The following is a 20,123-nucleotide window of genomic DNA, read 5'->3' on the forward strand; positions in this document are numbered from 1 at the left end:
TTTAAGGCAAAAAAACAGCTCTAACTCGGTTGCTTGGGGTCTGAGCAAGTCCCACTTGAGACGCCACACCGTTTTTCGGTAGCTCGGGTGAGTTGTCTGACCACGGTCAGCGCTCCCTGCCTGGCTTCGGCTGAAAGGTTCTCAATCATTGCTTTCTCTTCAGCGACCAGGCCGTTCCTAATTTTCTCGTAGAGCTCCCTGCCAGCGCCCGTGGCCTGAAGCTTCACAGCGCGGCGGTCTTCACCATCCTCAACGCGTGAGACGTACCCTTTGCGTTCGAGCGCATCGATTACCCGGCTCGCCGTGCTCTTGTCCAAAAACATCTCTTCAGCCAAGACGTGGAGGCGCAGGGGCCCTTTCTTGACCAGCGTTTCGACCGCGTAACATTGTGTGACCGAAACGTCGTAACAGCAGATTCGGTCTCGGTCTCGAAACTGGTAAACGCGGACAAGCTGGTTTAACGCCTCGTACAGATCCTCGGCATCTTGCGACAACTGATCTTTTTTCCGCTTAGGCATAATCGTCACACATTTGTTGTTAGCTGCAACAATAATCGCGTGAGTGGTGCACCGTCAACGAAGCTATGTTGGCGGACAACAGCCCCATCACTCCAGTACGGCTAGCCAACCAGAACGAGTTCAGCCAGTGAGTCTTCCCGAGGTGTTACACCCTGCGGTCAACCGAACCAAGCTCGTTTGGGCAATGGGTATCAATCAGATTCTTGCGTGGGGCTCTACCTACTATCTGCCTGCAGTTCTCGCCGCTCCGATTGCGAGGGAGACGGGCTGGTCGATCACCAGTGTCGTTGGAGGTCTGTCGTGGGGGATGTTGCTCGCGGGAGCAACGTCCCCCACCGTAGGGCGGCACATCGACCGACACGGGGGCCGAGTGGCGATGGCGCTCAGCTAATTTCTTCTTGCCATGGGCCTTGCCACGATGGGGGTGGCTGAAAACCTACCGACGTATTATTTCGCATGGAGTTTGATTGGCATCGCTATGGCGGCAGGGCTTTACGATGCGGCCTTTTCAACCCTGGGGCGGCTTCTCGGCGAAGGGGCCCGAACATCGATCACAGGCTTAACGCTGCTGGGTGGATTCGCCAGTACGCTGGGCTGGCCCGCAATGGCCGCCATGGAGGAGTGGCTTGGCTGGCGGGGAACCTGCCTTTGCATGGCCGCCGTCCATTTGCTTATCGGGTTACCTGTTCATGCCCTGATGATCCCCAGTAGCGCAAAGCAACCCGTTAGGCCTGTGATAACCGGAAATGGCCACACGACGCGTACCCCAAGGCAGGCTAGCGGATTGTTTCTGCTCATCGGGATGATGCTGACTGTCTTAGCGCTGGTCGTATCGAGCGTCTCTGTACATCTTCTGGACGCTCTCAAGCAGTTAGGGATTGCGACCGCCGTTGCCTTGGCAATTGGCATGGTGATCGGCCCGGCCCAAGTCGCGGCGCGGATCGCAGAGTTTTCAGTCGGCAGAAACCTGCATCCGACATGGTCGGCACGTGTGGGCGTGCTCCTTTGCCTGTTCGGGGTTGGCTTACTGATCGCGGGAAAACCGTGGCTCTCATTCGTCGCAATTGTCCTCTATGGAGCAGGTAACGGCATTCTCACAATTGCTCGCGGAACACTGCCTCTGGCATTGTTTGGTGCTCAGGGGTACGGGTCACGAATGGGATTGCTGGCCCGCCCAATTTTGATTGCTCAGGCTTGCGGCCCTATCCTGGCCGCCTTGGTGCTGGATACATTTGGCCCAGCACCAATGTTAAGTGTGCTTTGCTGCTTGCTGATGATTTGCGTGGTAATCAGTTTTCGCCTACCAGCAAGTAGCCATCCGACTGCATGAGGGCGAAGCATGCTCACGCTTGCTTCCTGGGGCGTAACATTGGCTTAATCCGCACTTGCTGTGATTGCCTCTAAGCGATCGGTTTGGGCTGGCCAGGCTGCCCTTATTGTCCTTGTGGTGCTCATCCCCTACAGTGCAGTGGTATGAAACGTTATCTGCGGTTGTGCCTCATTTTTCTGATCAGCCTCACGCTTCCTTTAACCGGGATGGCGGGTGTTCAGGCACCCACAGAACCTTGCCCTATGAAGACCACGGGCATGGTGATGATGGCCGACATGGGGATGGACTGTTGTAACGACATGAAAAGCTCTGCTGATCACAGCAAACCCTGTAAATCAGGTCAAGAGTGCAAGAATGGCAGCATCGTCGAAGTGCTGGCCTTCAGGCCGCCTGCGTCTCCCCTTAATGCCGTTATGGGGTTTTTTGTTAGCGACTCCGCGCCTGTAGGCACTTCATCCGGTGTGTGGCGACCGCCACGCGCTTAATTCCTTTTTGACATTAAGGCCCTTTTTGCCCTCGCGAAATGGACAGGCCGTGCGCGGTTATATTTCGCATGCGGTGGATGATCACAGGAATAAAACTGATGAATGCCAAGTGCTATCGCATTGGCTGGCCCGCCGTGGTCGGTTTGATGGCAAGCGTAATGGCAGCGCACGGCTTTGCTGGCACCCTGACGCTTGATGAAGCGTTACGCCTGGCAGATACGCACGCGCCCTCGCTCGCCGCACAAGATGCCAACATCCGGGCCGCCAGCAGCGCAGCCATACCCGCCGGCGAATTACCCGATCCCAAACTGATAGCAGGCCTGCAAAACTACCCAATCGGAGGCCCGGATCGCTGGAGCGTCAATGATGATTTCATGACTATGCAGATGGTCGGAATCAGACAGGAGATGCCCAACAGCGACAAGCGCCGAGCGCGCATTGAGGTGGCCGATGCGGCCATCGAGCGCGCCGCAGCCGAGCGCCAGGTTGAACGTCTCAACGTTCGCCTGTCGACGGCGCTGGCCTGGATAAGCAGCTATTCGGTCGAACGCAAGAACGCGCTGTTTCAGGAGTTCTACCGGGAAAACGGACTGTTCGCCGAAACTGTTAAGGCGCAGATAGCCGGTGGTCGAGCACAACCCGCCGAAGCAGTCTCGCCCATGCAGGAGGCAGCACTGCTCGCAGAGCGACAAGATGATCTGGATGTTCAGCGGACTCGGGCGCGGGCGGCCCTCAAACGGTGGATAGGCCCGGCAGGCAATGACGAACCGGTAGGCAGCCTGCCGGAGTGGCCCACCGACACGTCTGGCTACTCGCACAAGCTGCAACACCATCCTGAACTGGCAGCCTTTGTTCCAATGACCCGAGAGGCACAGGCAAAGGTGCAAGAAGCCGTCTCGGAGAAACGCCCTGACTGGAGCTGGGAGCTGGATTATCAGCACCGGAATCGTGAATTCGGGGACATGGTCAGCGTGCAGTTTTCATGGGATCTGCCCCTGTTCACCGACACCCGGCAGAATCCGAAGATCGCTGCTAGACAGGCAGAACTCAGCCAAGTTGAGGCACAACGCGACGCCCTGGCCCGAGAGCACGTAGAGCAACTGGAGCGCGATTTGGCCGACGACGCCCGGCTGAATCGCGCCGTGCAACGCGGTCGGGAAAGCTTGGTGCCCCTAGCCCAGCAGAAAGTTGAACTCAGTCTGGCCAGTTATCGAGCAGGCAAAACCGATTTAAGCGCTGTCGTCACGGCCCGTCGTGAAGTCATTGAAGCGCGGCTCAAGCAGGTGGACGTGGAGGAGCAACGGGCGCTGACGAGTGCCCGTCTGTATTTCGCGTATGGAGAGGCACGTCCATGAGCCGACAGTGGAGTTCGATTTGTATTGCGGCGGTTTTCATGGGCTTAGGTGCGGCGGGCGGATACTGGTTCGCAGAACGGCCTCACGTCAATGCTTCTCCGGCAACCGTTGTACCTGATAGCCGTGGTTCGCAGGAGCGTCAGGCGCTGTATTGGTACGACCCCATGTACCCGCAGCAGAAGTTCGACAAGCCGGGGAAGTCGCCCTTTATGGATATGCAGCTGGTTCCTCAGTATGCCAGCGGCGCCGATGATCCAGCGGCCCTCAATATCGATCCTGGCGTGACGCAAAATCTTGGTCTTCGACTTGCCACCGTCAATCGGGGTGCGCTGGACGTGACGCTCGACGTCACGGGCGTCGTGAACTTCAACGAGCGGGACGTCGCGGTGGTTCAAGCGCGTACCAATGGGTTTGTCGAGCGCGTATATGGGCTCGCGCCGGGTGATGTCCTTCCAGCCAACGCGCCACTGGCCGAAGTTCTTGTACCGGACTGGGTAGCTGCTCAAACAGAGTTCCTGGCGCTCAAGGCCCGAGGTGACGCAACGCTTCTCGCAGCAGCGCGGCAGCGGCTGCGGCTGACGGGCATGCCACCGGGCCTGATTGCTCAAGTGGAGCGCAGGGGTAAGGTTCAGCCCTACGTGACGATCAGCAGCCCCATTGGGGGCGCCCTTCAGGAGCTGAACCTTCGCACGGGCATGACCTTAACTGCCGGTGCAACGCTGGCCCGTATCAATGGTTTGAGCAGCGTCTGGCTGGCCGTCGCCGTTCCAGAATCTCAAGCCGGATCGCTCCAGACAGGGCAAATCGTCGAGGCTCAGTTCCCGGCTTTTCCAGGCAAAACCTTGGCAGGTAAGGTCAGCGCTATTCTGCCCGAGACAAACCCTGACAGCCGCACGATTCAAGTGAGGGTCGAGCTTCCCAATCCCGACGGACAACTCAGACCAGGTCTTACGGCACAGGTACGTCTGCGCAGCACGAGCGAGCACAGCGTACTATGGGTGCCCAGCGAGGCTGTCATTCGAACCGGACGGCGAGCGCTAGTCATGCGTGCCGAGGATTCGGGTCACTACCGTCCGGTGGAGGTACAGCTAGGACAGGAGACCGATGGCAAAACTGCAATTGTCAAAGGTCTGGAAGAAGGACAGAAGGTCGTCGCATCGGGCCAGTTTCTGCTGGACTCGGAGGCCAGCCTGAAGGGCATCATCGCATCGGCTCACGATGACTCAGCCCTTGGGGCGTCGCCTCGTTTACATGAGGCAGATGGGCAGATCGTCGATATAGACGACACCACAGTCACGCTCGCTCATGGGCCCTTCAACACCCTCGGCATGCCAGGCATGACGATGACGTTTCCGGTCGCCAACCCACTTCTGGTGAGAGGCCTGAAGGCGGGCGACAAGGTTCGGATAGCCGTTAGCCAGACCGATGATGGGTTAGTGGTCGAGCGACTGAACAAGATGGGGAGTCAGCCATGATTGCTGCCCTTATCAGGTGGTCGGTTGTAAACCGTCTGCTGGTGCTTCTGGCGACGATGTTCGTCACCGCGTGGGGCATCTGGTCATTGCAGGGTACCCCCATCGACGCGCTGCCCGATCTGTCCGATGTCCAAGTGATCATCCGCACCCCTTACGCGGGTCAGGCGCCGCAAATAGTCGAAAACCAGGTGACCTACCCTTTAGCGACCACCATGCTTTCCGTGCCCGGCGCGAAGACAGTGCGCGGTTACTCTTTTTTCGGTGACAGCTTCGTCTATGTGTTGTTCGAGGATGGCACGGATCAGTACTGGGCTCGGTCGCGGGTATTGGAATATTTAAGTCAGGTACAAAGCCGCTTGCCCGCGAACGCAAAGCCGGCGTTGGGGCCCGATGCGACAGGGGTCGGCTGGATTTACCAATATGCATTGGTGGATCGCACTGGCGTGCACGACCTTGCGCAGTTAAGGGCTTTGCAGGACTGGTTTCTCAAGTTCGAACTCAAGACTATTCCCAATATTGCAGAAGTGGCCACTATTGGCGGCATGGTCAAGCAGTATCAGGTGGTGCTAGATCCCCTGAAGCTCGTCAACCTGCGGGTCACTCAAGCAGAGGTCACTGCCGCTATCGGCAAAGCCAACCAGGAGACCGGGGGGGCGGTGCTGGAAATGGCGGAAACGGAGTTCATGGTGAGAGCTTCCGGCTATCTGAAGACGCTTAATGACTTCCGCGCAATCCCTTTGAAATTGGGAGCTGGCGGTGTGCCGATCACGCTGGGTGACGTCGCCACGATCCAACTGGGCCCGGAGATGCGCCGTGGCATTACCGAACTCGACGGAGAAGGTGAGACCGTAGGCGGTGTTGTAGTACTGCGCAGCGGCAAGAACGCTCGCGAAACCATCGCAGCGGTCAAGGCGAAGCTGGAGGAACTCAAGCCCAGCTTACCGGCAGGGGTAGAAATCGTTACTACCTATGATCGCAGCAAGCTGATCGATCGTGCAGTAGATAACCTCAGTCACAAGTTGATAGAGGAATTTATCGTCGTTGCCCTGGTGTGCGGAATATTTCTGTGGCACTTGCGCTCGGCGCTGGTGGCGATCATTTCGCTGCCTGTCGGGGTGCTGATCGCTTTTATTGTCATGCGTCATCAGGGCATCAACGCCAACATCATGTCGTTGGGCGGCATCGCCATCGCCATTGGCGCGATGGTCGATGCCGCCGTGGTCATGATCGAAAACGCCCACAAGAAAGTTGAAGCGTGGCATGTCACCCATCCCGGTGAGGTTTTGCAAGGAGAGCGCCGCTGGCAGGTGATGATCGACGCAGCAACGGAAGTCGGCCCAGCCCTGTTTTTCTGCCTGTTGATTATCACCCTGTCGTTCATTCCTGTGTTCACGCTGGAAGCTCAGGAAGGCCGCCTGTTCGGGCCGCTGGCCTTCACCAAGACCTATGCCATGGCGGCAGCGGCGGGTTTATCAGTCACACTCGTCCCGGTATTGATGGGCTACTGGATTCGCGGTCGGCTTCCTGAAGAGCAACAAAATCCACTGAACCGCTTCCTCGTCCGTGTTTATCAGCCTGCGTTGGACGCTGTCCTGCGTCGGCCCAAAACGACATTGCTGATCGCAGCGCTCGTGTTTGTCAGTGCGCTTTGGCCGCTTTCCCGACTGGGCGGCGAGTTTCTGCCACCGCTGGACGAAGGCGACCTGCTCTACATGCCGTCTGCACTTCCAGGCTTGTCTGTTCAGAAAGCGGCTCTGCTGCTGCAACAGACCGACCGACTGATCAAAACCATCCCCGAAGTCGAGCACGTGTTTGGCAAAGCCGGTCGCGCCGAAACAGCCACGGATCCCGCGCCGCTGGAGATGTTCGAAACGACCATCCAGTTCAAGCCGCATGAGCAATGGCGTGCGGGCATGACCCAGGAGAAGTTGGTGGCAGAACTGGATCAGGTGGTGAGAGTTCCGGGGCTGACCAACATCTGGATACCGCCCATCCGCAACCGGATCGATATGCTAGCCACCGGGATCAAGAGCCCAATTGGAATCAAGGTGGCGGGTTCCAACTTGGCCGAGATCGATACCGCCACTCAAGCCGTAGAACGGGTGGCCAAGACGGTAGCAGGCGTCAGCTCCGCCCTTGCAGAACGCTTGACTGGCGGGCGTTACATTGACGTTGATATCGATCGTAGCGCGGCTGCTCGGTACGGACTGAATATCACCGACGTGCAATCCTTGGTGGCGGGCGCGATCGGCGGTGAAAACATCGGAGAAACGATTGAAGGGCTGGCACGCTTCCCGATCAATGTACGTTACCCGCGCGAATGGCGAGACTCTGTCAGCGCCCTGGAACAACTACCGATCTACACCCCGCTAGGCACTCAGATTACGCTGGGGACAGTGGCGAAGATCAAAATTACCGACGGCCCTCCAATGCTCAAAAGCGAAAACGCACGACCCTCAGGGTGGGTGTACATCGATGTGCGCGGCAGAGATCTAGCCTCAGTGGTGGGCGATCTGCATCAGGCCATAAGCCAGCAGGTCAAGTTGCAGCCCGGTATGAGCCTGAGCTACTCGGGTCAGTTTGAATTCCTTGAACGGGCCAATGCTCGATTGAAACTAGTCGTGCCGGCCACACTGCTGATCATTTTCGTGCTGCTGTACCTAACCTTCTCCCGAGTCGATGAGGCGTTCCTGATCATGGCCACACTCCCGTTCGCACTCACCGGTGGAGCTTGGCTTCTGTACGTCCTCGGTTTCAACCTGTCGGTTGCGACGGGCGTCGGTTTCATCGCACTGGCGGGGGTTTCCGCCGAGTTCGGCGTCATTATGCTGCTCTATCTTAAGAATGCCTGGACAGAACGCCAGGATGCGGGTGACTGCTCGGAGATGGGGTTGGGGGAAGCGATTCGGCATGGTGCCGTCCAGCGCGTGCGACCCAAGGCAATGACTGTCGCAGTCATCCTTGCGGGGTTGCTCCCGATTCTGATGGGAGGTGGCACCGGTGGCGAAGTCATGAGCCGTATTGCAGCCCCGATGGTAGGCGGCATGGTCACCGCGCCACTGCTCTCGCTGTTCGTGCTGCCTGCTGCCTATCGCCTGATGCGCCGAAAGTACACATCTGACCACTGCAAAAACCCACATGGAGAAACCCTATGAAAAGATCTCAATCTGCACTCGCAGCTGCCATGCTCGCGCTATCCGTTTCTGTCTGGGCCGACGATATGGCGGGCATGAAAATGGACGGAACGAATGCCTCACCTGCAAACTCCGCTCAAGTTGCAAACGCCGAGGGAGCGATTAAGGCCATTGACCGTGAAAAGCACTCCGTGACCATCGCACACGGCGCCGTTCCTGAAGTGCAGTGGCCGCCGATGACGATGGCATTTTCGGCTTCGGACGATCAGATGAAGGGGCTTCAAGTGGGAGACAAGGTGGCCTTCTCCTTCGCGCAACCTGGGGGCAAAGCCACCATCATTTCAATAAAAAAATGAAGTAGCCCCTGCCTTCGGTTGCTGCCAATTACCTTATGGCAGCAATCCCAAGGCCTTCGGGGATGAACGTCACGAACTAGCAAAGCGCTAGGGCGGTGAATCGAATCACCCCGCATGGAGGCTAGCCATGCGGGGTTTCAGAAAAATCGATAGTCCTAGCAAGCGTCTCGGTGACGGATAGGAAAAGGCCAAACAGTGTTGTGCCCGTATATTGCGTGTTTACGCAATGATGAACAGTACGAGGATGCTCCTTCGCGTCCATGCGAAGAGGTTTTGCCGAACGCTTCGAGGCATGCGCTGATAAGCTGTCGCCATGCGGTTGGCGTGGTGTCCCGATAGGGTCGAGGTCAGGACGGCTTGAACAGACTGCTTGCGGCTCCACGCGGTGAGCGCGTGGGTTCATGCCTTTGGGGTTGCGTATAACAATCCAGGCCACGACCGCGACTTTGAGTCGCCATAGCGTAAGCGGTTAAGTTAGTTGACCTGCGAGGTTAAAAATGAAAATAGGGCAACTTTCAAAAATGGTAAATTGTCCAGTGGTTACCATTCGATACTATGAAAGCATAGGACTCTTGCCCGTCCCTGAACGCTCCACAAGCGGTTCCAGAGTTTATTCAAACTCCGATGCTGAGCGCTTGGCGGTGATCCGAAATTGTCGGGCATTTGATATGTCGCTCAGCGATATACGTATCATCCTGGCGCACAAAGACAGACCTTCGGAAGACTGCGTTGAAGTTACTGAACTGGTGATTAGCCAAGTCAGAGCGATTGACGATAAGATTCAGGCACTTTCAAAGCTCAAAGTGCAGCTGGCTGATTTGGGATTAAGCTGCCCCAGTGGTAGCGAAGGAGCGGCTTGTAAGATTATCAGTCAGCTGGGACGTAAAGTGTCCAGCGAGAACAGAAGCAAAAGTGCTCCTGTCCTGAATGCGGACGACTAGCAGGTGAGAGGGATCATGATGCTTGGCTGTTTTGCGGAAGCTTCGTAATGCCCCTATATGGCTGGAAGTAAAGAAGTAATGCTGCTATCAGGTAGACGCCCCACGCGATAAGCGAGCTGATCGTGGGAGTATCTTGGTACCCTAGTACGCCCGCCAGAACCGCGCCAATGGGGCCATCCGCAGGCAACGTTTCACTCCAGTCAAACACAATTTGTTGACCAGCGTTCCACAGGCCCGCTTCATGCAGGGCCTTGAAAGCATTGGCCAAGATGCCTGCTGAAACGAAGATGATAAGGATCGACGTAGCCTGGAAAAATCGACTCAAGTTGAGACGTAGGCTGCCCCGGTATAGGCAAATGCCGATTACGAATGAAGCTGCAATTCCAAGCAGTGCGCCAGCAGGCGCACTGAAGCTATCGCTTTGCTGAATCAGCGCCAGAAGAAAAAATAGGGTTTCGAGCCCTTCCCGAGCTACGGCAAGAAACACCATGAAAATCAATGCGAGTGCATGGTTACGCTTGTTGTCGAGGGCGTTATCGACGGCGGATCGTAAGTGGCCTCCAATTGACTTTGATACTTTTTTCATCCAAAGCACCATTGAGCTTAATATGCAGACTGCCACTATGCCCACCACGGCTTCAAACAACTCAACTTGCTTTTGCGGAAATTCTGCTGTGGCATACTCCAGCGCACCACCAATTAGTAAGACCATTGCCAGCGCAAGAAAAATCCCTACCCAGATGGCTGGCAACCATTGTTGTCGTCCCGTTTGCTTCAGGTAGCTGGCTATAATGCCTACCACAAGAGCTGCTTCTATACCTTCGCGTAAAACTATTAAAAAAGCTACGAGCATATTATCCACGCCTTGTTTTAAAAGCCGTTACAGGCTAACTCATGATTTATCGGTTGGAACATGCAGCATGTGTCAGCTCTTTAATATGAGCAGAGATTCCCGGCCATGTCGGCAATCCTTCTTAAGGGCAGTTCCTTTGTACTGCTCCGTAACCTGTCGTCGGCAACATTCGGATTGGCGTCATTGCAACTGGCACTGCACGTGCCAGTCTGGCTGGTCTGTCGCACATGGACGATTAGCTCGCTTGGAAAACCTTAGTGGACACCCTATAGCCGCTATAGGGTCAAGGGCAAAAGCGGTGCGAGAGCTTGATCCAGGGTATCTGAGCGCGCGCAGGGCCGGCCATCAAGCAGCAGGCTTTGTCGCCCGTGTATCTGCTTTACTGAATATGCGGAAATGCGTATATTTGAAGTTCGACTCATGAGCGATACCCCAATGTCATTGTGAATCAACGTACTTGCTGTCTGCGTAGCTAACTCATTGCGCTCGCAGCTAGCAGAATCGTCGCTGAGCCGTGGTGACCCATGCGCTGCAGCGTTCAGCCGGCTCTCAACCGCCAGGTCTTGCCTCCAGCGGTCGCAGCTTTGAAGAACGTCGTGGTGGAGGCGTCTGGACTCCGAAGTAATCCATCAAGCTCTTCGTACAGATCAAGACCACACCTCCCGGAGGATCAATGAAAGAGCCTATGACCCCCACCTCGTTGTTCAAGTGTTTGGCCGATGACACTCGAACCAAGATCACGCTCCTCATCGTAAGTGAAGGCGAGCTGTGCGTTTGCGAGCTCACTGCTGCGCTCGACCAGAGCCAACCCAAGATCTCTCGCCATCTGGCGCTGCTTCGCTCAGCAGGTTTGCTAATGGATCGTCGTCAAGGCCAGTGGGTGTACTACCGCTTGCATCCTGGGCTGCCCGAGTGGGTGACAGCGATCCTGAAGGATGTCGTGGACGCAAACCAGCGATGGTTGGAAGCCGAAGCCAAACGTCTGTGCGACATGAATGGCCGACCTACCAATCAGGCCATTTGTAACTGATGCTGCGCCTACAGAGTCTCTGAAATGCTGATTGCCATACTGATTTTCATTGCAACTATCGTGTTGGTCATCTGGCAACCTAGAGGTTTGGGAGTCGGCTGGAGCGCGACCCTTGGCGCTGTTTTGGCGCTGCTGACTGGCGTCGTCAGCCTTGGGGACATCCCAGAGGTCTGGCACATTGTCTGGAATGCCACTGCGACCTTCATCGCGGTGATCATTATCAGCTTGCTGTTGGATGAGGCAGGTTTTTTCGAGTGGGCTGCGCTTCATGTCGCTCGGTGGGGGAAAGGGAGCACCAGAAAGCTTTTCGCGTTCATCATATTGCTGGGCGCCGCCGTATCGGCGCTCTTTGCCAATGACGGCGCGGCGCTGATTCTGACGCCCATCGTGATCGCTATGTTGTTGGCCCTCCGGTTTTCTCCTGCAGCCACTTTGGCATTCGTGATGGCGGCGGGATTTATTGCCGATACGGCGAGCTTGCCGTTTGTGGTCTCCAATCTGGTCAACATCGTCTCTGCCGATTACTTCAACATTGGATTCGCCGAATATGCCTCTGTGATGGTGCCGGTGAACGTTGTGAGCGTCTTGGCGACACTGGCGATGCTGCTGTGGTTCTTTCGCAGAGAGTTACCTGCGACCTACGATCTTGCGCAACTGCATCAACCTTCTGAAGCAATTCGCGACCGGCCAACATTTATCGCGGGCTGGCTAGTCCTGGTGATGTTGCTGGTAGGTTTCTTCGTGATCGAACCCCTAGGTGTTCCGATCAGCGTCATAGCTGCAGTCTGTGCACTCATCCTCTACGTAGTCGCTGCCCGTGGTCACGCCATCGACACCGGGAAGGTACTCAAAGGTGCGCCGTGGCAAGTGGTGGTCTTTTCATTGGGCATGTACCTAGTTGTCTACGGACTCAAGAATGCTGGGCTAACAGATCACATCGCACAGATCCTCAACGTCTTCGCGGGATATGGTATCTGGAGCGCTTCGCTTGGAACCGGCCTTCTCACGGCGCTTTTGTCTTCCATCATGAACAACATGCCGACCGTCCTGGTCGGGGCTTTGTCGATTCATGACGCCGAAGTCGATGGTGTCGTCCAGCAAGCCATGGTGTACGCCAACATTATTGGCTGCGACCTAGGCCCGAAAATCACTCCAATCGGCAGCCTGGCCACGCTGTTATGGCTGCACGTGCTGGCTAAGAAAGACATCAAGATCAGCTGGGGTTACTACTTCAAAACCGGAATCGTGCTGACCCTGCCCATCCTCGTCGCCACCCTATCTGCCTTGGCACTGCGCCTCAGTTTTTGAATCAAGGAGTCTTCTGATGAAAGTCTTGTTCATGTGCACCCATAACAGTTGCCGCAGCATCCTGTCCGAGGCGCTGTTCAATCACTTGGCGCCCGAAGGCATACAAGCGGTCAGCTCAGGAAGCTTTCCCAGCGGTCGAGTGAATCAGCGGGCCTTGCAGACGCTTGAGGCAGCGGGGATCCCTACTGCAGGCTTGAGCAGCAAGGCTTCGGATGAGTTTGAAGGCTCGCCTCCAGATATTGTTATCACCGTCTGTGATCGGGCTGCGGGTGAGGCATGCCCCATCTTCTTCGGCCCGGCCTTGAAAGCGCATTGGGGCTTAGCCGACCCGTCCGAAGCTACTGGATCGGAAGGCGACATCAGCACCGCATTTGAAACCACCCTTGCCAAAATTCGTGAGCGGGTTACGGCCTTTCTTGAGCTGCCGCTCAAGACGATAAGCCCTGACCAACTGAAAGCCGAACTGAACCGCATCGGTTCGCTTTAAAGATCAACCGAGGCGGCTTTCCATTTCGCGCTGCTGTAGGAGTCTATATGCAAGACACATTGCCGAACGTGCAGGCCGAACTAATCGACATCCCTTCGCTGGAACAACTGGAGCCGCGTAAACCCTCGCTCCATAAGCCACGAATTCTTCTTCTGTACGGCTCAACGCGAGAGCGCTCCTTCAGCCGGCTGGTGACTCAGGAAGCCGCACGCCTGCTGGAGGAGTTTGGCGCCGAAACCAAAATCTTCGACCCCTCGGGTTTGCCGCTGCCGGACGATGCTCCCGATACGCATCCCAAGGTCGCGGAGCTACGCGAACTGATGCAATGGTCTGAGGGGCAGGTGTGGTGTTCCCCTGAACGACACGGCTCTATGAGCGCGGTATTCAAAGCCCAGATCGATTGGGTTCCGCTTGCGATAGGCGCTGTACGCCCTACGCAAGGAAAGACCCTTGCGGTGATGCAGGTCTGCGGAGGGTCGCAATCTTTCAATGTCGTCAACCAGCTACGCGTACTGGGTCGGTGGATGCGGATGTTCGCCATCCCAAACCAATCTTCCGTGGCCAAGGCGTTTACCGAATTCGATGAGGCAGGTCGGATGAAGCCTTCCTCCTACTACGACCGTCTGGTGGACGTTATGGAAGAGCTGATGAAGTTCACGCTGCTGCTGCGCGATCGCCAGGACTACCTTGTTGATCGCTACTCTGAACGTAAAGAGTCCGCCGAGGAGCTGTCCAAGCGCGTCAACCAGCGCTCCATCTAACACCAGTGTGAGAAACCTGCATGAGCCAGATCACGATCTACCACAACCCCAACTGTGGCACCTCTCGTAACACCTTAGAGTTGATCCGCAACAGCGGGGAGGAACCGACAGTCATCGAGTATCTGCAGACCCCACCTGACCGCACCACGCTGATCGGGCTGATCAAAGATATGGGCATTGAGGTGCGAGCCCTTCTGCGCATCAAGGGCACTCCCTACGAAGAGTTGAGGCTGAGCGATGCATCCCTGACTGACGAATATCTAATCGATGCCATGATGGCTCACCCCATCCTGATGAATCGGCCCATCGTCGTGACGCCGTTGGGCACACGCTTATGTCGTCCGTCAGAGGCCGTTCTCGACATTCTCCCTCAAGCGCAGCGCGGCAGTTTTGTCAAAGAAGACGGGCAAGTCGTCATTGATGAGAATGGCCACAAGGTTTGAACCGATACGAAGCGGATTGGCCTGGAGGGATGACGGTGAATCAAAACCCAATACTTGATGTTGTGGTCATTGGCGGTGGTCAGTCTGCGCTGACAGCGGCCTACTTCCTCAGGCGCTCAGGTCTTTCCTACGTGTTGCTCGATGCCGAGACTGCACCTGGAGGCGCATGGCGACATGGATGGGATTCGCTCCGTCTCTTCTCTCCGTCCGCGTGGAGTTCAATTGCAGGCTGGCCGATGCCTGCTGTGTCGAAAGAAACGCCTCATCGTGACGAAGTCGTCGACTATCTCACCCAGTACGAGCGTCGTTATGATTTTCCGATCGTCCGCTCCATGCGGGTGACCCGCATCGAGAAAATCGAGGGCGGACTGCGCGTTCTCTCTGAGGATTGCTGCTGGGATGCCAGGGTAGTCATCAGCGCAACGGGCACGTGGGGCTGCCCGTTTGTTCCAACCTACCCAGGACAAGAAGTGTTCAAGGGGCAGCAGATCCATTCCGCCCAATATGAGAGGCCCAGTGAGTTCGAGGGAAAGACGGTTCTTGTCGTAGGTGGTGGCAACTCGGGTGCCCAGATTTACGCCGAGGTTTCAAAAGTGGGTCAGGCCACCTGGGTGACTAACGAGGCACCAAAGTTTCTTCCAGATGACGTCGATGGCCGTGTCTTGTTCGAGCGAGCCACAGCTCGGTTGAAGGCGCAGCAAGAGGGCGTGGAGCCCCAGAAGCCTGTGGGAGGGCTGGGCGACATCGTCATGGTGCCACCGGTATTAGAAGCTCGCGGACGAGGTGTCCTCAGCGCAGTACGGCCATTTACGCATTTCACTTCATCAGGTGTGGTATGGCCGTCGGGAGTCGAGACGAAGGTTGATGCCGTCATCTGGTGCACCGGATTTTCTCCAGCGCTCGACCACCTGCGTGACCTAGGTGTCGTCGGTCATGACGGCAAGGTAGCCGTAGACGAAAACCGAAGTGTTGATTTACCCAATCTTTGGCTGGTGGGTTACGGGGATTGGACAGGGCTCGGATCGGCCACATTGATCGGGGTCACCCGCACTGCCCGAGAGGTAGTGAAGCAAGTGCAAAGCTATCTTGCAGGTCTAGCCTGATGGCCTGTGACGCATAGCATGTACACCTACTTGGATGCTTCCAGGAGGGCTCTCGACAGGTGAATCGCGCTGGCCTGGATTTTGACGATTCGAGGCGCGGACTCACTCCGGTGAGCCGGTCGCGGGGAGTGAATTTGCCCAGGCCTTAACGCTACGTTGATAAGCGTTGCAGAGCCTGAGATGGGCGAGAGCTTTTGGGTGTAGATCTAGGACTTTAGATCTTGTCTCCCCGAGAGCATGGTGAGAAGCGGAGGGTTATCTCGGTCACTGGAGAGGAGCAGCTGCTGGCTTAGAGCCCGAGATCCTGCGCAATCTGGACATCAATCATTTTGCTGTCGGCCCAGCCATCTTGTATCAGTTTCCAGCGCAGGCTCCTTGAGATGGCCTTGATGCGGGCGCTCTCGATAATTAGGGCGCGCTGGTAACCGCTTGAGCTACGCTGCCTTCGCTCGCTTAATCCCCCGATGTTTGTGTGGCCCAAAGCTGCACTCTTGTTATCACGTTGCCACGCGGCCTGTAGCCGGAGCAATTCGATTTCCAGCTGTGCGTGACCGTAATTTTCGATCCAGGCTTTCTTCAAATGGCGCAGCGTCGTTCGTGCGGATCTTAGATCCGACAACGCGTTGACTCTGGCTGCTCTGAGGGCAGGGCTCAAGGGCATACTCACCGCATTTCCAGCATTAATGCACGCAGTATGCGCATGAAACATGTTGCCTGGTGACGATGAGCAAACACCTATTTGAGAGCTAATGATCTCTGGAACCATCATCTGCGTGCAGCTGGTTTTTTTGATCATCTCGCGCCTCCGTCTACATATCACAGAGATTTTCTAGTCGGACTGATGCTCATGCAACCTCAGATTCCTCAACTGACATTTTGAACACAGGTCAGGTGGGCCAGTGCTTTTGCAACGTTGACCATGGAATCTTCAACATCTGCATTGCCTCAGATCCAGACGCTCTTGCCCCCTCGCTGAGGAAGATCAGTCAGGGTAGCTGCGCCGACAAGGCCGCCACACGCTCATCTCCTTGGGAGATGAGCGTGTGGTTCAGAGTGCCAATAACGCTGGATGGTAGAGTGAGACAAGCCCAGTTCACGCTTAGCCTCGGCTTGGGTTTTACCTTGAGCCTTTAAAGCCTGTACGGCCTGCAGGTTTTGAATTCGCAATGGCTGACCAGGAGATCTTTTGGCCAGCTTTTCACCATCCATTTGCTGATGGAGTAATTCAACGCCGCCTGCCGCAGCGAATCGCTGAAGCTCTTCTTGAGCTGACGCAAGTGTATTTTCGAAACTCTCGCCGCGTTGCAAGGCCACGCACAGGGTTATGAACGCAACCGGATCAAATTCCAAGCCTTCAGCAAGTTCTATGAGCTTGGCGATGCTCACTCCGGATTTGCCCCTTTCCAGCAAGCTGAGCGTAGTACGAAAGGCCACATCGCCCAAATTGTCGTAGCTGAGCTCGCGCTGCTGCCGGATAGCCCTCAGCGTCGCAGCTATCTCTGTTTTTAGGGGCATAAGCATCCAAAAAACAAGGATAGAGCCACAGGGTGGTCGGCCCAATAAACAGCGTATATTGTGTGTAGTGGGTGGTTGTAGGTATCATGCCACGCCAGAGCCGCTGTCTTGGTTGCGAGCTGATCACACTGTTGATGCATGGCTCGGATCTCACCGTGACTGGGTGAGTTATCAATTTACGCCTAAACCGACTAAGGAGGCGTCTGTGAAGGTTTACGTCCTGTCCGACCTGCACGCCGAGTTTGAGCCATTTGTGCCGCCGTCGTTGGAGGTCGACCTGGTAGTGCTCGCTGGGGACATCAACAAGAAAACGCGAGGGATCGAGTGGGCTAACGACACCTTCAGCTGTGATGTTGCGTATGTCATGGGGAATCATGAGTACTACACGGGCCATTTTGACCGAACGCTCGACAAGGCACGCAAGGCCGCCGCTAGTCATGTGCATGTGTTAGAGAACGAGACGTTCGTCTGGAGGAATACCCGCTTCCTGGGTTGCACTGCGTGGACGGATTTCTCCAGCACCGGTGATGTAAGCGCCGCAATGTCAGTGGCGCGAGAGACAATGACGGACTTCCGAGCGATCAGAGCGGATACCAACTTTCGACGTTTGCGACCTGATGATGTTGCTGCGCGCAATCGCCAAGCCAAAGCATGGCTGACAGCAGAGCTGCACAGACCATTTGATGGTCGGTCGATCGTCGTCACCCATCATGCGCCTGTTCCGGAGGTCGCAGGCGATGAGCATGGAGGACATCTGAGCGCCGCTTACTGCAACGCATGGCACTCGCTGCTCCTGCAGGCAGACGGCTGGATTTTCGGTCACACGCATCGCGCTGTAGATACCGTTCTGGGAGGTTGCCGCACCGTGAGCAACCCCAAAGGTTATCCAGGCGAAGATACCGGCTTCAACCCCAGCAAGGTCATAGAATTTCAGTAAATGTGGAGACATTCGTGGGCTTTGGTAACGCTACAGGAATCCCCGATGGGGTTGAGAAAGCCAAGGGAATCGACTGGGGAGTGCCCATCGATGCATATCTCATGAACGCTGCGCGGGTCGGCAATCGATTCGCTGCCTCCGTGTATTGCGACCTGTCGGGAGCATCTGCCAACGGGATGACCATCTTGACGCCGCCTGTTCGGCATTTAGCTACGGTGGGAAAGTTTGAGATGCTCCAAAGCTTGAACGGTAATGACCATTACGTCGTTGTGACGCGATTCAGTAGCGAGGAAGCATGAGTACTCGCGAGCCAGTACCAGGAGCTGTCCTTGAAGCTGAGACGATTAGCTTCGAGCTAGGAATCACCGCATACCTCTTTGAGCCACAGCTTGTTGGTTTCTGCTTGGAGGGAACCATCTATTTGGATAGAAAGGATAGATTCCAGTCCGGTCGACTTATACGTACTTCAGCAGTAATGGAGTTCGAAACGTGCGGCGGCTACGTGGTTGCTGTGACATGGAGTGGGAGCCGCTATGTCCTTTTGGCAGAGGATGGGCCTTGGGTGCTGACGTTGCCGCACAGGAGATTGGATGAGCCTGCCCCGTATAGCTGAGCTGCTTTGCCTGGATGGTGAGCGGGTGAGCGGTGCGTCGATGGCCAGTAAAGCGGCTATCGAGCAGAAGCTCAGACTAACGAGCAAACCCTATTGTGTTGTGTCCGCATGGATACTCATTGATGTCGCAGGTGTTGACCCTGTAGTCACTCAAAGCACTCATCTGATGCCTACTGTCCTGTACGTACATCACGTGCTCTCACACAGTAGCGGTCAGTTGTCTGGAGGGGATTCGGTGATGACCGGGTATGCGGCCTATATGGATCCGGCAGGCATTTTTGAAACAGTCGATACGGTCTACATCCTGTTGTCGCACGGCTTTCGCAAGTCAGCGGATATCGAAACCGTGCGCACTGCTCAAGCCCAAGCCAACAGGATGGCAAGCGTGTCGTTTTCACCTAACGGCCCTCTTGATGAGTAGCCTCCAGACCCGACCTCCTTGCCAGGGAACCTGATGAAAATCGCGGCAGTAATCTTCGATGCGTTCGGCACCCTTGCCCGGATAACACGGCCAATACATCCCTATGGTCAGCTGCTGCGCGAAGGCAAGCGGCAAGGCCGCAAGTTTAGGCCAGACGATATGCAGACCCTGATGACCCACAGGCTGTGCATTTCAGAGGCGGCTGCACGTTTTGGTATCAAGCTGACGCCTGACCGGCTCGGTTTCCTGGAGCAAGCCCTCAAAGCCGAGCTTGCGAGCATTGAGCCGTTCCCAGATGCCTTGGAAGCCATAGCGATGCTCGGGGCTGCGGGCATGCGGACAGCTATATGCTCAAATCTGGCCATGCCATATGGCCCAGCGATTCAACAGATATTTCCGAACCTCGATGGCTACGGGTTCAGCTACGAGATGGGTGCCATGAAGCCTTCCCCGATCATCTATCGACATACCTGTGATTTAATGGGTGTCAGGCCTGGTGATGACTTCGGCAGTCACGGACGAGTCGTGATGATCGGCGACTCGGTGCGATGCGACAGAGACGGCCCTCGCCGATGTGGTATCAGCGGCTTTCTCTTGCGCAGGGAGCGGGCAGAGCGATTTTCGAGCCTAACCGACTTCGCGCAGGTTGTGCTCGCCTACGCGTAGTTGTGCACGTTGAGTTGGGCTGATGCTTACCAAACCACTACATTTTGCGCCAAATCAACGCAGGAATTACTCGGATGTAAGTAAGCTCGCTGGTTGCATCGAATGCAATCGGGATCGTCAATCCTGCAATGAGACATCTTAGGTGAGATGAGTTCGCCGGGCGCTTACAAAATTCGGGCCTGTAAACCAAATTTTTAAACTGTAAACCCCTGCGGTTAACACGTTAAAAAATTAGTTTATAGGTGCATCTGGATTCTGGCCGCGCTTGGCCATGTTGCCAATTTTTTGATAATGAGAGCCGGCGTCGGATCCTAAGACCCCACTGACTGATGGTCAGCTCTGGTCTCTTGCCTGCAAAGCCGAGCTTCCCGTAACCCCGTGGGCGTCAGCGG

General features: G+C 56.0%; 21 protein-coding genes. 17 read left to right on the forward strand and 4 right to left on the reverse strand.

Annotated elements, in window-relative coordinates:
* Positions 1-20: 20 nt before the first annotated feature.
* Entirely contained in the window at positions 21-518 is a 498-nt protein-coding gene (locus tag BLV18_RS00715; protein WP_090355465.1) for a MarR family winged helix-turn-helix transcriptional regulator, read from the reverse strand.
* Positions 519-921: 403 nt separating this feature from the next.
* On the opposite strand from BLV18_RS00715, the gene BLV18_RS00720 reads away from it, so the two are divergent.
* From BLV18_RS00720 to BLV18_RS00750, 7 genes are all read left to right on the forward strand, one after another.
* Positions 922-1,848, forward strand: a complete 927-nt coding sequence (locus BLV18_RS00720; protein ID WP_244156793.1) for an MFS transporter — start codon at positions 922-924, stop codon at positions 1,846-1,848.
* A gap of 143 nt (positions 1,849-1,991) precedes the next feature.
* Positions 1,992-2,333, forward strand: coding sequence for a hypothetical protein (locus tag BLV18_RS00725; protein WP_090355469.1), 342 nt, complete (start codon positions 1,992-1,994; stop codon positions 2,331-2,333).
* Positions 2,334-2,431: 98 nt separating this feature from the next.
* Positions 2,432-3,688, forward strand: a complete 1,257-nt coding sequence (locus BLV18_RS00730) for a TolC family protein (protein ID WP_090355474.1) — start codon at positions 2,432-2,434, stop codon at positions 3,686-3,688.
* Complete coding sequence (locus tag BLV18_RS00735) at positions 3,685-5,163, forward strand: efflux RND transporter periplasmic adaptor subunit (RefSeq protein WP_090355478.1); 1,479 nt, start codon at positions 3,685-3,687, stop codon at positions 5,161-5,163. Before BLV18_RS00730 ends, BLV18_RS00735 begins: the two co-directional genes overlap by 4 nt.
* On the forward strand, positions 5,160-8,318 hold the full coding sequence (locus BLV18_RS00740; RefSeq protein WP_090355481.1) for an efflux RND transporter permease subunit: 3,159 nt from the start codon (positions 5,160-5,162) through the stop codon (positions 8,316-8,318). The genes BLV18_RS00735 and BLV18_RS00740 overlap by 4 nt, the downstream gene beginning before the upstream one ends.
* A complete protein-coding gene (locus BLV18_RS00745; protein WP_090355484.1) occupies positions 8,315-8,653 on the forward strand; it encodes a copper-binding protein in 339 nt (112 codons plus the stop codon). The genes BLV18_RS00740 and BLV18_RS00745 overlap by 4 nt, the downstream gene beginning before the upstream one ends.
* Before the next feature lie 497 nt (positions 8,654-9,150).
* Entirely contained in the window at positions 9,151-9,594 is a 444-nt protein-coding gene (locus tag BLV18_RS00750; protein WP_090355486.1) for a MerR family transcriptional regulator, read from the forward strand.
* Positions 9,595-9,607: 13 nt separating this feature from the next.
* Here the strand turns inward: BLV18_RS00750 and efeU are convergent, their stop codons facing one another.
* Positions 9,608-10,447, reverse strand: coding sequence for an iron uptake transporter permease EfeU (gene efeU / locus BLV18_RS00755; RefSeq protein ID WP_090355488.1), 840 nt, complete (start codon positions 10,445-10,447; stop codon positions 9,608-9,610).
* Positions 10,448-11,120: 673 nt separating this feature from the next.
* Here efeU and BLV18_RS00760 point away from each other — a divergent pair.
* From BLV18_RS00760 to BLV18_RS00785, 6 genes are read left to right on the forward strand one after another with little or no spacing between them, the layout of a single operon-like run.
* On the forward strand, positions 11,121-11,477 hold the full coding sequence (locus BLV18_RS00760; protein WP_090355491.1) for a metalloregulator ArsR/SmtB family transcription factor: 357 nt from the start codon (positions 11,121-11,123) through the stop codon (positions 11,475-11,477).
* 24 nt (positions 11,478-11,501) lie between these two features.
* Entirely contained in the window at positions 11,502-12,785 is a 1,284-nt protein-coding gene (locus BLV18_RS00765) for an arsenic transporter (RefSeq protein ID WP_090355493.1), read from the forward strand.
* A gap of 16 nt (positions 12,786-12,801) precedes the next feature.
* On the forward strand, positions 12,802-13,272 hold the full coding sequence (locus tag BLV18_RS00770) for an arsenate reductase ArsC (RefSeq protein WP_090355496.1): 471 nt from the start codon (positions 12,802-12,804) through the stop codon (positions 13,270-13,272).
* Positions 13,273-13,319: 47 nt separating this feature from the next.
* Positions 13,320-14,033, forward strand: coding sequence for an arsenical resistance protein ArsH (gene arsH / locus BLV18_RS00775; RefSeq protein ID WP_090355498.1), 714 nt, complete (start codon positions 13,320-13,322; stop codon positions 14,031-14,033).
* Between the two features lie 20 nt (positions 14,034-14,053).
* Complete coding sequence (gene arsC / locus BLV18_RS00780) at positions 14,054-14,476, forward strand: arsenate reductase (glutaredoxin) (RefSeq protein WP_090355500.1); 423 nt, start codon at positions 14,054-14,056, stop codon at positions 14,474-14,476.
* Between the two features lie 29 nt (positions 14,477-14,505).
* On the forward strand, positions 14,506-15,579 hold the full coding sequence (locus tag BLV18_RS00785) for an ArsO family NAD(P)H-dependent flavin-containing monooxygenase (RefSeq protein ID WP_090355503.1): 1,074 nt from the start codon (positions 14,506-14,508) through the stop codon (positions 15,577-15,579).
* 289 nt (positions 15,580-15,868) lie between these two features.
* Here BLV18_RS00785 and BLV18_RS00790 read toward each other — a convergent pair whose 3' ends face one another.
* Positions 15,869-16,375: a hypothetical protein gene (locus tag BLV18_RS00790; RefSeq protein ID WP_139210996.1), complete on the reverse strand. Its 507-nt coding sequence runs from the start codon at positions 16,373-16,375 to the stop codon at positions 15,869-15,871.
* Positions 16,376-16,599: 224 nt separating this feature from the next.
* Positions 16,600-17,094, reverse strand: a complete 495-nt coding sequence (locus BLV18_RS00795; RefSeq protein ID WP_090355509.1) for a helix-turn-helix domain-containing protein — start codon at positions 17,092-17,094, stop codon at positions 16,600-16,602.
* 205 nt (positions 17,095-17,299) lie between these two features.
* On the opposite strand from BLV18_RS00795, the gene BLV18_RS00800 reads away from it, so the two are divergent.
* The 4 genes from BLV18_RS00800 to BLV18_RS00820 all read left to right on the forward strand — a co-directional run bounded on the left by BLV18_RS00800 (position 17,300) and on the right by BLV18_RS00820 (position 19,731).
* Positions 17,300-18,031 (forward strand): metallophosphoesterase, encoded by a 732-nt coding sequence (locus BLV18_RS00800; protein ID WP_090355513.1) that lies wholly within the window; start codon positions 17,300-17,302, stop codon positions 18,029-18,031.
* Positions 18,032-18,045: 14 nt separating this feature from the next.
* The gene (locus tag BLV18_RS00805; RefSeq protein WP_167375902.1) at positions 18,046-18,330 is read left to right on the forward strand and encodes a hypothetical protein; all 285 of its coding nucleotides are present in this window, start codon (positions 18,046-18,048) and stop codon (positions 18,328-18,330) included.
* A 291-nt stretch (positions 18,331-18,621) separates the two neighbouring features.
* Positions 18,622-19,065 carry a DUF6957 family protein gene (locus BLV18_RS00815; protein WP_090355523.1) on the forward strand — a complete coding sequence of 148 codons (444 nt, stop codon included), beginning with the start codon at positions 18,622-18,624 and terminating at the stop codon, positions 19,063-19,065.
* 33 nt (positions 19,066-19,098) lie between these two features.
* Complete coding sequence (locus tag BLV18_RS00820) at positions 19,099-19,731, forward strand: HAD family hydrolase (RefSeq protein ID WP_090355526.1); 633 nt, start codon at positions 19,099-19,101, stop codon at positions 19,729-19,731.
* Positions 19,732-20,123 lie beyond the last annotated feature (392 nt).

It is taken from the genome of Pseudomonas coleopterorum (assembly GCF_900105555.1).
Lineage (GTDB): Bacteria > Pseudomonadota > Gammaproteobacteria > Pseudomonadales > Pseudomonadaceae > Aquipseudomonas > Aquipseudomonas coleopterorum.